Origin of the sequence: Xenorhabdus sp. NBAII XenSa04 (assembly GCF_963866145.1) — a bacterium.
In the GTDB taxonomy this organism is placed as follows: Bacteria; Pseudomonadota; Gammaproteobacteria; order Enterobacterales; family Enterobacteriaceae; genus Xenorhabdus; species Xenorhabdus indica.
Genome location: NZ_CAWMEB010000009.1, coordinates 1 through 15,019, shown reverse-complemented (window position 1 = coordinate 15,019; position 15,019 = coordinate 1). Strand labels below are relative to the sequence as shown.

Here is a 15,019-nt window from a genome sequence, read left to right as displayed (position 1 = left end):
GGCAAACTCGACCGCAAGGCCCTGCCTGCCCCTGACCAGTTGGCTATGGTGTCGCGTGGCTATGAACCGCCACAGGGGGAGGTTGAAACTCTGTTGGTGCAGATTTGGCAGGAACTGTTGGGGCTGGAGCGTGTCGGCCGTCATGACCATTTCTTTGAGCTAGGCGGCCATTCGCTGCTGGTCGTCAGGGTGATCGAACGGCTGCGCCACGTTGGCTGGGAGCTGGATGTCCGCACAGTATTCACCACACCTATTCTGGCTGATCTGGCTCAGGCTATTCAGACATATCAGGGGGAAGCGGCCTTTATTGTACCTCCCAACCGGATTACTGATGGTTGCACGGTAATTACCCCTGAGATGCTGCCTCTGGTAACACTGTCACAATCGGAAATTGACATCATTAGTAACGAGGTTATTGGTGGGGTTGCAAATGTGCAGGATATTTATCCGCTTGCCCCGTTGCAGGAAGGTATCCTGTTCCATCACCGACTTGATCCGTATAACGATCCATACGTTATTTCGTCGCTGTTATGTATCGATAACCAGGCAAACCTTGAAGCCTTCACAACCGCATTACAAGCGGTCATCGACCGGCACGATATCCTGCGCACCACTATCCATTGGGCCGGCTTATCCCAACCAGTTCAGGTCGTGCACCGACACGCCCCATTATCTGTTCATCGCCTGACATTGGAGGAGAGCAGTGACGTGGTTGCCAGTCTGCAAGCACATATGACATTGTCCCATTCGCACATGGATTTATCCCATGCGCCACTGATACGTTTACAGACTGCGGCTGATCCACGTTCATCCAGGCTGTATGTCTTGCTTCAGTTCCACCATATCATCAACGATAACCTCTCATTACGGCATTTTCTGGCAGAATCGGTTGCTTTCCTAACAGGAAAAATCGCCGATTTACCCTCATCGGTTCCTTACCGGAACTTTGTTGCTTATACACGTCAGAAAGACAACATTCAGGCAGCGGAAACCTTTTTCCGGGAATATCTGGCAGATCTCGATGAGGTGACGGCGCCCTTTGGCCTGATTAACGTTCAGGAAGGGGGTGAAAATACGACAGAAACACACCAAATCCTTAATGCCGAATTATCACGCACCCTCCGTGAAACGGCCAGCAAGCTAGGCACCAGTTCTGCGGCGTTGTTTCATGCGAGTTGGGCACTGGTCGTTGCACGAACCAGTGGCCGTGACGATGTCGTATTCGGGACCACCTTGTCAGGCCGTATGTCAGGCTTTGAGGGCAGTGCAAGCGCGCTGGGCATGTTCATCAATACCCTGCCTGTGAGGCTGAAACTGAATGGGATCAGTGTTGAGGAACTTGTCAGAAAAGCGAATGACACCTGTGCCAATTTACTGCGTTATGAGCAGACCCCATTGTCTCTTGTGCAACGCTATAGCGGGTTCGGCAATATGCCGTTGTTCAGTTCCTTGTTAAATTGCCAACACATGAGAGACAAAGACACTAGTGCGCTTAATCTGGAGCGGTTTGGCGTGACAAGTCTGTCTAGCTACGGGCGCACCAATTACCCGGTGGGGATCTCGATCGATGACGATGGTGACTCTTTTGTATTATCCACCCAAACTGTCAACACGGTCGATCCGGCCAGAGTGAATGCCTATATGGTCAGGACACTGGAACAATTGGTCTCGATATTGGCGGACAAACCGGGTACTTCTGCCCTGGAAGTGGATGTGCTGCCCGTCTCAGAGCGCCAGCAATTGCTGGCAGGCTTTAATGCCACTGAACGGAACTTCCCACAAGAGGCTCTTATCCACCAACTGTTCGAACAACAGGCAGAACGTACCCCTGATGCCACGGCTGTAGTGTTTGAAGAGCGTACCCTCAGCTACGCTGAACTGAACCAGCGTGCTAATCAGCTAGCGCACCATTTGCTTGCGCTGGGCGTCAGACCTGATGACCGGGTCGCCATTTGTGTTGAACGCAGCCCGGAGATGGTAGTGGGATTATTGGCGACTCTCAAGGCGGGTGCCGCCTATGTGCCACTCGATCCAACTTATCCACTCGAACGTCTGGCTTATATGCTGGATGATGCGACGCCAGTGGTACTGCTTACCCAGACTTCACTGATTGAAAGACTAGGCAGTAGCCTGCCTATCGTGCTGCTTGATGCCTCGGTCTTCGACAATGACACAGAAAGTAATCCGGATACCCAAGCGCTGGGGCTGACTTCGCATCATTTGGCCTATGTCATCTACACCTCCGGCTCTACCGGTCAACCCAAAGGAGTCATGGTTGAACACGGAGGGTTCAGAAATTACCTACAGTGGGCTCTCAGTCATTATGCAACTGCCGGACAGATAGACAGCATCGTGTCATCACCTTTTGCCTTTGATGCCACAGTCACCAGTATTTATCTGCCTCTGATTTGTGGGGGCAAAATGTACCTGATCCGTGAAGGTCAGGAACTTATTGAGTTGGTACCTGCACTGTTATCCATACCGATGGAACCGACTACTTTGGTTAAGATTACCCCTACTCATCTTGCTGCAATTGGTCAGGAATTACAGGCTGCAAAACAGACTTGTCCTGCACGTTGTTTCGTCGTTGGTGGGGAAGCGCTATCTCAATCAATCGTAGCACTTTGGCATGAACTATCGCCTGAATCACGCATTATCAATGAGTATGGCCCAACCGAAACGGTAGTGGGTTGCATTGCGTTTGATACTCATGATCAGGATGTTAATAATCAGAATAGTACCGTCGAAAACATGCCTATCGGACAACCGATCGCCAATACCCAGATTTATATTCTGGATGCACAGGGCCAGCCGGTTCCTCTTGGTGTGATCGGTGAGATTTACATTGGCGGCGCTGGCGTGGCCCGTGGTTACCTCAACCGTCAGGAACTTACGACAGAGCGCTTTATTTCCGATCCATTCTCAGCAGATTCAGGTGCCCGTCTGTACCGGACCGGTGACCTCGGTCGCTGGCGATCTGATGGCAATATTGAATATCTCGGTCGCAACGATTTCCAGGTCAAACTGCGCGGTTTCCGTATTGAACTGGGTGAAATTGAAGCGCGTCTGGTTCAGTGCCCAGAAATAGATGAGGCTGTTGTTATCGCTCGTGAAGACATTCCGGGTGACAAACGTCTGGTGGCCTATGTTCGGCCTCATTCCGGTATTGAATTAGTACCGGCTGAACTGCGCCAGCAACTGGCACAATACTTAGCCGAGTATATGCTGCCCAGTGCCTTTGTCACGCTGGATACGTTCCCACAGACCCCTAACGGTAAACTCGACCGTAAAGCGCTACCCGCCCCTGAACAGTCTGCGGTGGCAATGCGTGGGTATCAGGCACCAGAAGGAGAGCTGGAAACAACATTGGCACAGATTTGGCAAGATCTGCTGGGACTGGAGCGTGTCGGCCGACACGATCATTTCTTTGAACTCGGCGGTCATTCACTGATGGCGGTCAGCCTGATTGAACGGCTACGTAATTTAGGCCAGACACTTGATGTCCGCAGTATCTTCACCGCGCCAATGCTCTCTGAAATGGCTCTGGCTATCCAGTCTCTCCAAGAGACACCAACCTTCATTGTTCCACCTAATCGTATTACCAAAGATTGCGCTGTTCTCACTCCCGATCTATTGCCATTGGTGACCCTGTCCCAGACCGAGATTGATACCATTGTCGATACCGTACCCGGCGGAATATCCAATGTGCAGGATATCTATCCACTCGCTCCGTTACAGGAGGGGATTTTGTTCCACCATCGGTTACAGGAGCAAGGGGATATCTATCTGTTAAACAACCTGGTGGCCTTTGATAGCCGTGCACGTCTCGATGCCTTCCTTGAAGCGTTACAGCAAGTAATTGATCGCCATGATATCCTGCGTACCGCCATCTGTTGGCAGGGTCTGACTCAGCCCGTACAGGTAGTCTGGCGTCAAGCTCCGTTGCCAGTGAACACCTTTGTGCCAGCTTCAGAGGACAATGTCTTAGCCCAGTTACAGGCTCATATCGATCCGCGACTGCGCCGACTTAATCTTAACCAGGCACCATTGCTTACTGCCGATATAGTCCATGATTCGAACAGTCACGAGTGGTTGTTGGCACTGAGCTTCCATCATCTGATCGGCGATCATATGACATTGACGCTTATCATCGACGAAATTCGTATGCTGTTACAAGGACGGGCAGAGGAACTGCCTGGTTCACCGCTGTACCGCAACTTTATCGCACAGATCCTGAGCGTGCCGAACTCCGTGCATGAAGATTACTTCCGTGCCCGACTCGCCGATATTGATGCACCAACAGCGCCTTTTGGTCTGCTTAATGTGCAGGGCAACGGTGAAAATAGTGTAGCCGAAGTTCGTGTATCTCTGGATACCACACTGGCACAAGCGATCCGTAGCCAAGCCCGTCGTTTGGGGATCAGTTCGGGCGTGTTGTTCCATGTTGCCTGGGCACAGGTATTAGCGCAGACCAGCGATCGTGATGATGTGGTCTTCGGTTCTGTATTGCTGGGCCGCCTACAAGGCTCTGCCAGTGCTGATCGGGTAATGGGGATGTTTATCAATACCCTGCCAGTACGGATATCTCTTGCTGAACACAGCGTGTTGGAAGTGGTGCAGAACACCTATCGTGACCTGACAACACTGCTGGAGCATGAGCAGGCCCCGCTGGCATTAGCCCAACGTTGCAGTGGTGTGACACCACCGATGCCATTGTTCAGCGCCCTGCTTAATTATCGCCATAGCCAGCCGGGTGTGGATGATACAGTCTGGGATGGTATGCGCATGTTAATGGCAGAAGAGCGTAATAACTATCCGCTGACTTTCTCGGTGGATGATTTGGGGGAAGGTTTTAATTTAGTGGCCCAAGCTATTACAGGTATCGACGCCACCCGATTGGTGAACTACTTAGCTACAGCTATCAGCGGTCTGGTTGAAGCACTGGCAACTGAACCCCAGCGACCAATTTTGAGTCTACCAATCTTGCCTGCTACTGAACGCCAGCAGCTATTGGTGGACTTCAATGCCACCGAGGCTGACTTCCCAAGAGAGTCCCTGCTCCATGAGTTATTTGAACAACAAGCAGCACGCACGTCGGACGCTACTGCCGTAGTCTTTGAAGGGCAATCCCTAAGCTATGGTGAGCTCAACCGACGTGCCAACCAGTTGGCCCATTATTTGATCACACTCGGTGTGCAACCGGACGATCGGATAGCCATCTGCGTTCAGCGCAGTGTGGGAATGATAGTGGGGTTACTGGGTATCCTCAAGGCAGGTGCAGCTTATGTACCGCTTGATCCGGCCTATCCAGCCGAACGACTGGCGTATATGCTTGATGATGCCTCTCCTGTGGCATTGCTGACCCAGACTACCCTGATGGAAACACTGGACAGCAATTTGCCCACCGTATTGCTTGATGCACCTCTATACAGTGCTTGTGCAGAAAACAGTGCTTGTACAGAAAGTAATCCTGATGCTCAGACATTAGGTTTGGCCCCCCATAATCTGGCCTATGTGATTTACACTTCAGGTTCAACGGGGCAACCAAAAGGAGTTATGGTTGAGCACGGTAATGTTGTGAATTTCCTGTGTGCGATGAGCAAGGAACCCGGTATTACGGAAGAGGATATTTTACTGAGTGTAACCTCTCTCTCCTTCGACATTTCCATTTTGGAGCTATTCCTGCCGTTATTGACAGGAGCACGTATCGTACTGGCGACTCAAGCGCAGGCAGCAGATGCACAACAATTGGCCGCCTTGATTATTCGTCATAATGTCTCACTCATGCAGGCAACTCCCTCAACGTGGCGTATGTTGTTGCAACTACCGGATTTCACACTGCCAGCTAAGTTTAAAGTGTTGTGCGGTGGAGAAGCGTTGCCGGAAACACTGGCAACGCAGTTGCTGCAACAGGTTCCTGCGCTCTGGAATTTATATGGACCAACGGAAACGACAGTTTGGTCCACGTTAAACAACCTGACCCGAATGTCGTCTTCCATCGGTCAGCCTATTGCCAATACCCGGATCTATATTCTGGATAAACAAGGTCAACCAGCCCCTCTCGGTGTTGCCGGTGAGATCTATATTAGTGGTGCTGGTGTTGCTCGCGGTTATCTGAACCGTCCAGCTCTGACAGCAGAACGTTTCATGCCTGATCCATTCTCATCAGTCACGGGTTCTCGAATGTATAAAACCGGCGATCTCGGTCGCTGGTTACCAGATGGCAGCATTGAATATCTGGGCCGCAATGACTTTCAAGTCAAACTGCGCGGTTTCCGCATTGAACTTGGCGAGATCGAAGCACGTCTTTCACAGTGCACAGGGGTACGCGAAGCGGTTGTTATCGCTCGTGAAGATAGCCCGGACGATACCCGCCTTGTGGCTTATCTCCTCCCTCAGCCTGACGCTGAACTCGTGCCAACTGAACTGCGCCAACAACTCGCCCAGCATTTAGCAGAATATATGCTGCCCAGTGCCTTTGTGACGCTGGAAACTTTCCCGCTGACGCCTAATGGCAAGCTTAATCGTAAGGCGCTGCCTGCCCCTGAGCAGTCAGCCGTGGCAGTACGCGGTTATGAGGCACCTGTTGGAGAAGTGGAGCGCACTCTGGCTCAGATTTGGCAAGAACTGTTGGGATTGGAGCGTGTCGGACGTTATGACCATTTCTTTGAGATAGGCGGTCATTCGCTTATTGCTGTGCAATTAATAACGCATATACAAACTGAATTTTTAATAGACATACCCATCGTCTCAATTTTCCAATCCCCAAAATTATCAGAATTAGCAGAAGTCATTCTTTCTGCGCAAATGAGTTCTGCATGGGGAAATGGTGTTGAATCAATAAAAAGTGACCTCGATTCAATGTCGATAGAAGAGTTAATGGCGATTTTAGATGGAGATACTGATCAATGACCAAAAATAACATGAATATCGAGATGCTCAAGCGGGCCGTTTTAGAGAAAAAGCTTAAAGAGCAGTTAAAAAAACACGGAGATCGCCAATTGCATTTACCGATAAGGGAAGTGGATCGCCATAGACCTTTACCGTTGTCCTTTGCTCAACAACGGCTGTGGTTCCTCGGACAGTTCGATTCTGCTGCCAGTCTTGCCTACCATATACCTGTGGCCCTGCGGCTTTCAGGTAAACTGAACCCGCAGGCACTCACCTCGGCACTTGATAGCCTTGTCGCCCGCCAAGAGAGTCTGCGCACTCACTTTACGTTGGTTGATGGTCAGCCCTGTCAGCAGATCGCTCCCGCAGACATTGGTTTCTCACTCACCTGTTTGGACCTGCGTTCTCTAAGCGAAACCGCTCGCACCGATCGTGTTGCCGAACTTGCCGAATATGAGGCGCGTGCGCCTTTTGATTTCACTCAAGGTCCACTAATTCGTGGTCAATTGTTGCAACTTGCCGATGAGGAGCATGTGCTGTTGCTGACCCAGCACCATATTATCTCCGACGGTTGGTCCATCGGTATCATGGTTCGTGAACTCACCACGCTCTATCACGCTGCTCTCAATGGTCACAATGCCTTGTTACCTCCGTTGCCTATTCAATACGCCGACTATGCCGACTGGCAACGCAGAGAGTTGCAGGGAGACAACCTTACCAAACAGCGTGATTTCTGGTGCAACCAACTTCAGGGAGCACCGGCCTTACTTGAATTACCCACTGATCGGCCACGCCCGTCGGTACAAAGTTATGTCGGCAGTCAAGTACCTATCCACCTGAGCGCTGATATACTCGCCTCCCTCAAGGCGCTGAGTCAAAGACAGGATACGACCCTGTTTATGACTTTGCTTACTGCCTGGGCTGTCGTTCTTGCTCGCCTCAGTGGTCAGGACGATATCGTCATTGGTACTCCCGTTGCCAATCGTACACGCAGAGAATTGGAAGGTTTGATTGGCTTTTTCGCCAATACCTTGGCCTTGCGTGTCCAACCCAGCCAATGCAATACCCTATCTGAATTGCTTAGACAGGTTCGTGAACGGACGATTGCAGCTTATGCGCATCAGGATCTGCCTTTCGAGCAGGTGGTGGAAGCATTACAACCTGCTCGCAGTCTGAGTTACAACCCCATCTTCCAGGTCATGTTGGCGCTGAACAACGTCCCAGAGAAGGAAATGAAGCTGCCTGATCTGGAGGTTTCACTCATTGAGCAACCACAACGCAGTGCCCAATTTGACCTGTCACTGTCACTTGTCGAAACCACTTCTGGCTTGGTTGGGAAACTGGAATATGCGACTGACTTGTTCGATCAGGATACCGTCATTCGTATAGCGGGTTACCTTGAGAACGTACTGACAGCAATGATTGCAGATGTGAAGCAGGCTATTTCGTCGTTGCCGATGATGTCCGCGACGGAATGCCGACAGGTACTGGTGAATTTTAATGCGCCGCAGACCGACTTTCCACAGGAAGCCTTGATCCATGAATTGTTTGAACAACAGGTTGCACTGACGCCTGACGCCATTGCCGTGGTGTTTGAAGGGAAGAGCCTCAGCTACGGTGAACTGAACCGCCGCGCCAATCAACTGGCTCACCATTTGCTTGCCATGGGTGTCCAACCTAATGATCGCGTCGCTATCTGCGTTGAGCGCAGTTTGGAAATGATTGTCGGCCTACTGGGTATTCTCAAAACTGGTGCAGCTTATCTGCCGCTCGATCCGGCTTATCCGGCTGAACGGCTGACCTATATGCTTAACGATGCCGCTCCTGTGGCCTTGCTAACCCAGACTACCCAAGTGGAAATCTTAGGCAGCCAACTGCCCACTGTGGTGCTTGATGCCAATTCCTCATCCGTCTTTGACAAAGAACTGGATAGCAACCCAGACTGCCGCGCACAGGGGGTGACTTCTCGCCATTTAGCCTATGTTATCTACACCTCCGGTTCCACTGGTCAGCCCAAAGGGGTCATGGTTGAACACGCAAATGTCATTCGCCTGTTAGCCGCAACACAAAACGATTTCCGGTTTGACCGCAATGATGTCTGGACCTTGTTCCACTCATTTGCTTTTGATTTCTCGGTGTGGGAGATATGGGGCGCTCTGTCTTACGGTGGCAAGCTGGTTATTGTTCCGGCGGCCTGTGCCCGCTCACCACAGGAATTCTATGCGCTGTTGTGCCATGAGAGTGTGACCGTGCTGAACCAGACACCCAGCGCTTTCCGCCAGCTTATCTCTGCTCAGGATGATACGGTACATTCCCTGCGCTGCATTATCTTCGGTGGTGAAGCGCTGGAATTGCCGATGCTGGTGCACTGGATTGCTAATAACCCACTTCAGCAGACCCGTCTGGTGAATATGTACGGCATCACCGAAATCACCGTCCATGCCACTTATCGGGAACTGACCGAGGAGGATATTACCGAAGGACGTGGCAGCCTGATTGGCCAGCCATTACCCGATCTGCGCGCTTACCTCCTCGATCATCACGCTCAGCCAGTCCCGATTGGCGTAACGGGTGAGCTGTATATCGGTGGGGCTGGTGTTGCCCGTGGTTATCTTAACCGCCCTGAACTCACTGCGGAACGCTTTATAGTTGACCCGTTCTCTAATACGCCTGATGCACGATTGTATAAAACGGGTGACCTTGGTCGCTGGTTGCCGGATGGCAGTATCGAATACCTCGGTCGCAATGACTTTCAGGTCAAGCTGCGTGGCTTCCGCATTGAACTGGGGGAAATTGAAGCGCGTCTGGTTCAATGTGCAGGCGTGCGGGAAGCGGTTGTTATCGCCCGTGAAGACATTCCGGGTGATACCCGTCTGGTGGCCTATCTACGCCCCCAGCCCGGTGTTGAACTGGTGCCAGTCGAACTGCGTCAGCAACTTGCTCCACATCTGGCCGAGTATATGCTTCCCAGTGCCTTTGTGATGCTGGAGATTTTCCCGCTTACTCCTAACGGCAAGCTTGACCGTAAAGCATTGCCGGCCCCTGACCGTTCGTCAGTAGTCACACGTGACTATGTGGCACCGATAGGAGAGCGGGAAACAACACTGGCGCAAATTTGGCAAGACCTGTTAGGGTTGGAACGCGTTAGTCGTCATGACCATTTCTTCGAACTCGGCGGTCACTCACTGCTGGTTGTCAATGTGATCGAGCGATTGCGCCACGTTGGCTGGGAGCTGGACGTCCGCACGGTATTCACTGCCCCCGTTCTGGCCGATCTGGCTCAGGCTATGCAGACGTATCAAGGAGAGCCAGCCTTCATTGTGCCGCCTAACCGTATTCCTGAAGGCTGCACGGCATTGACTCCCGACATGCTGCCATTGGTAGCGCTGTCACAGACCGAAATTGACACCATCATCAATGCAGTTCCTGGCGGAGTCGCCAATGTGCAGGATATTTATCCGCTTGCCCCATTGCAGGAAGGTATCCTGTTCCACCATCTGCTGGAACCGGCCAAAGATCCATACATTATTTCGTCACTATTAAGTATTGAAAATCAGACAGACCTTGAAGTCTTTACAGCGGCATTACAAGCAGTCATCGACCGGCATGATATCCTGCGCACCGCTATTCACTGGAATGAACTGTCTCAACCCGTTCAGGTCGTGCATCGGCACGCCCCCTTGTCTGTTCATTACCTGACAGTTGAGGATGGCAGTGACGTGGTTGCCAGTCTGCAAGCGCGTATGACGTTGTCACATTCGTCCATGGATTTATCCCAGGCGCCATTGATACATTTACAAATCGCGGCTGACCCAGGCTCATCCAAGTTATATGTATTGCTTCAATTCCATCACATCATTGACGATAACCTCTCATTGCGGAACTTTCTCACAGAAACGGCCGCTTTTTTAACGGGGAAAGGGGGCGATTTACCGCCATCGGTTCCTTACCGGAACTTTGTTGCTTATACACGCCAGAAAGACAACATTCAGGCAGCGGAAACCTTTTTCCGGGAATATCTGGCGGACTTTGATGAAGTGACAGCACCTTTTGGCCTGATTAATGTTCAGGAAGGGGGCGAGCATATTACAGAAGCCCGTCAGTGCCTTACTGCCACATTCTCACGTACGATCCGTGAAACAGCCCGCAGGCTGGGCACCAGCCCCGCGGCTTTGTTCCATGCTGGCTGGGCACTGGTTGTCGCCCGTACCAGCGGCTGTGACGATGTCGTATTCGGAACCACCTTGTCAGGCCGTATGTCGGGCATGGCAGGGAGTCCGAGCGCACTGGGAATGTTCATCAATACCCTGCCTGTCAGACTGAAACTGAATGGGATCAGTGTTGAGGAACTTGTCAGAACAGCGAATGACACATGTGCCAATTTACTGCGTTATGAACAGACCCCATTGTCTCTTGTGCAGCGCTATAGTGGGTTCGGTAATATGCCGTTGTTCAGTTCTCTGTTAAATTGCCGGCATATGAGTGACATAAACGCCGACTCGCCTAATTTGGAGCAATTTGGTGTGACAAGTCTGGGTGGACGCGAACGCACTAACTATCCGGTGGGGATTTCGATTGACGATGATGGTGACTCTTTTGTGTTATCAGCCCAAACCATTAACACTGTCGATCCGGTCAGGGTGAATGCCTATTTGGTCAGCGCGCTGGAACAATTGATATTGTTATTAGCCGACACACCAAATACTCCAGTCCTGAGTGTGGATATCCTGCCCGCCTCAGAACGTCAGCAGTTACTGGTGGGTTTTAATGCCACTGAGAAGAACGCCCCACAGACAGCTCTCATTCATGAATTGTTCGAGCAACAAGCGGCCTGTACCCCTGACGCTACGGCTGTGGTGTTTGAAAAGCGCACCCTCAGCTACGTTGAACTAAACCATCGTGCCAACCAGTTGGCGCACCATTTGCTTGCGCTGGGCGTCCAACCTGATGACCGAGTCGCTATTTGTGTTGAACGTAGCCCGGAAATGATAGTGGGATTACTGGGTATCCTCAAAGCCGGTGCGGCCTATGTGCCGCTCGATCCCGCCTATCCGGCCGAACGGCTGACCTATATGCTGGATGATGCGACGCCAGTGGTATTGCTTACCCAGACTTCACTGGTTCAAACACTGAGTGGCGACAGGCCTACCGTGCTGCTTGATGCTCCGGTCTTCGATGCCTGCGCAACAAGTAATCCTGATGCCCGTGCTCTGGGACTGGCTTCACACCATCTGGCGTATGTTATCTACACCTCTGGCTCCACCGGTCAGCCTAAAGGGGTGATGGTTGAACATCGTGGTCTGTACAATCTGATTCAGGCACAGATTGAAGCATTCCATATCACAACTAACACCCGACTATTGCAATTTGCTTCTTTCAGTTTTGATGCCTGCATCTCCGAAATTGCGACCACACTGTGTCAAGGTGCCTGCCTTGTTCTGGCATCTCGTGAAGCTCTGTTACCTGGTGAGTCTCTGATTAATACACTGAAAACTCAGGCGATCACTCATGTAACCCTGCCACCCGTTGCAGCCAGTACCTTAAGGCCTGATGCTGAACTGCCTGACCTGACCATCCTGGTTCTGGCCGGTGAAATTTGTCCACCATCGTTGGTTAAGCGCTGGGCAACAGGACGGCGCATCATCAATGCTTATGGACCGACAGAAGGTACTGTCTGTGCAACCTTCTACCCGTGCGATGCCCAAGATGAGAGAGTGCCACCAATAGGCCGGCCTATCGCCAATACGCAAATTTATATTCTGGATACCCAAGGTCAGCCAGTACCTCTCGGCGTGGCTGGAGAGATTCATATCGGTGGTGTTGGTGTCGCCCGTGGTTATCTGAACCGTCCAGAACTGACGGCGGAGCGATTTATTCCTGATCCATTCTCAGCCGTGTCAGGGGCTCGTCTGTATAAAACGGGTGACATCGGCCGCTGGCTACCGGATGGCAACATTGAATATCTCGGCCGTAACGACTTTCAGGTCAAACTGCGCGGTTTCCGTATCGAACTGGGTGAAATCGAAGCGCGCCTCACGCAGTGCCCGGGGGTACGTGAAGCCATTGTTATAGCTCGTGAGGATACGCCTGACGATAAGCGCTTAGTGGCCTATATGTTGGCTCAACCTGATATTGAGCTGGTGCCAGCCGAATTGCGTCAACAACTTGCCCAACATCTGGCCGAATATATGTTGCCTGGTGCTTTTGTGACACTGGAAACTTTCCCGCTTACCCCTAACGGTAAACTCGATCGCAAGGCATTGCCTGCACCAGAGAAGTCTGCCGTAGCAACACGAGGCTATGAGGCTCCTAAGGGAGAGCTGGAAATTGCACTAGCACAAATTTGGCAAGACCTGTTGGGACTGGAGCGCATTGGCCGTTATGACCATTTCTTCGAGCTTGGCGGTCATTCATTGATGGTTGTCAGCCTGATTGAACGACTGCGTCGACAGGGACAGGCACTTGATGCCCGTGCTGTCTTCTCAGCGCCGATTCTCTCCGATATGGCGCAGATTATTCAGACATATCAGGGTGAATCTGTCTTTACTGTGCCACCTAACCGTATTCCTGAAGGGTGTACTGAACTTACTCCTGATCTACTGCCATTGGTGGCACTGTCTCAAACAGAAATCGACACTATCGTTAAAACTGTGGCAGGCGGAGTCGCTAATGTGCAGGATATTTATCCTCTTTCACCACTACAGGAAGGTATTTTGTTCCATCATCGGCTACAAGAACAAGGTGATTCTTATCTGTTAAACAGTCTGATTGCCTTTGATAGCCGTGAACGTCTCGACGCTTTCCTTGATGCCCTGCAACAAATCATTGACCGTCACGATATCCTACGCACGGCTGTCTGCTGGCAAGGACTGGCGCAGCCCGTACAGGTAGTCTGGCGTCAAGCACCGATGTCGGTAACTAATTTTGTACCGGCTTCCACAGATAATGTGCAGGCTCAATTACAGGCACACACTGATCCACGCCACCGTCGGCTCGATCTGAGTCAGGCACCATTGCTTACCGCCGATATTGCCCACGATCCGGTTAATAATGATGAATGGCTATTGGCCTTGGGTTTCCACCATCTGGTTGGTGATCATATGACCTTAGAGCTTATCATCAATGAGATTTCCCTGTTATTACAGGGGCAAACAGACGCTCTGCCAGCGCCATTGCCTTATCGTAACTTTATTGCCCAGAACCTGAGCGTACCCGTGTCGGTACATGAGGATTACTTCCGTGCCCAACTTGCCGATGTCGATGCACCAACCGCCCCATTCGGGCTGCTTAATGCGCAAAGTGACGGTGGGGATATCACAGAAGCCCGTTTACCTCTGGATCACACTCTGGCACAAGCGATCCGTGATCAGGCCCGCCATCTGGGAATTAGCCCTGGTGTGCTGTTTCATGTCGCCTGGGCTCAAGTGTTGGCACAGACCAGTGGCCGTGATGATGTGATTTTCGGTTCCGTACTGCTGGGTCGCCTACACGGTACGGCCGGAGCTGATCGGGTCATGGGGATGTTTATCAATACCCTGCCAGTGCGGGTATCTCTTGCCAATCGCAGTGTGCTGGAAGTGGTACAATCCACTTTCCGTGACCTGACGATACTACTGGAGCATGAACAAGCTCCCCTGACGCTAGCGCAACGCTGTAGTGGAGTGACTCCACCATTACCGTTATTCAGTACGCTGTTCAATTATCGTCATAGCCAGCCAAATTCGGCCAATATAGATTGGAACGGTATTCGCCTACTGACCGCTGAGGAGCGTACCAACTATCCACTCACTCTCTCGGTAGATGATTTAGGGGAAGGCTTCAACTTAGTCGCTCAAACCATTACAGGGATCGAGCCTGTACGGATAGCAAACTATTTGGCTACCGCCCTCAGCAGCCTGATTAAAGCGCTGGTAACTGAACCTCAGCGCTCTATTCTGAGTCTGCCAGTGCTGCCTTCTGCTGAACGTCAACAACTGTTGGTGGATTTCAATGCGACGCAGGCGGATTTCCCACAAGAAACATTGATCCACGAGCTGTTTGAGCAACAAGTGGAACGCACGCCTGAGACCACCGCGGTGGAATTTGAAGGGCAATCCCTCAGCTACCGCGAACTCAACCGCCGTGCCAA

At 51.6% G+C, this 15,019-nt stretch carries 2 protein-coding genes; both read left to right on the top strand.

Annotated elements, in window-relative coordinates; translation table 11 throughout:
• The coding region (locus tag AAC147_RS00895; RefSeq protein ID WP_047684673.1) for a non-ribosomal peptide synthetase at window positions 1-6,912 on the top strand (6,912 nt) is incomplete at its 5' end.
• A partial coding sequence (locus AAC147_RS00890) for a non-ribosomal peptide synthetase (protein ID WP_047684670.1) occupies window positions 6,909-15,019 on the top strand: 8,111 nt, incomplete at its 3' end. The genes AAC147_RS00895 and AAC147_RS00890, both read left to right, overlap by 4 nt.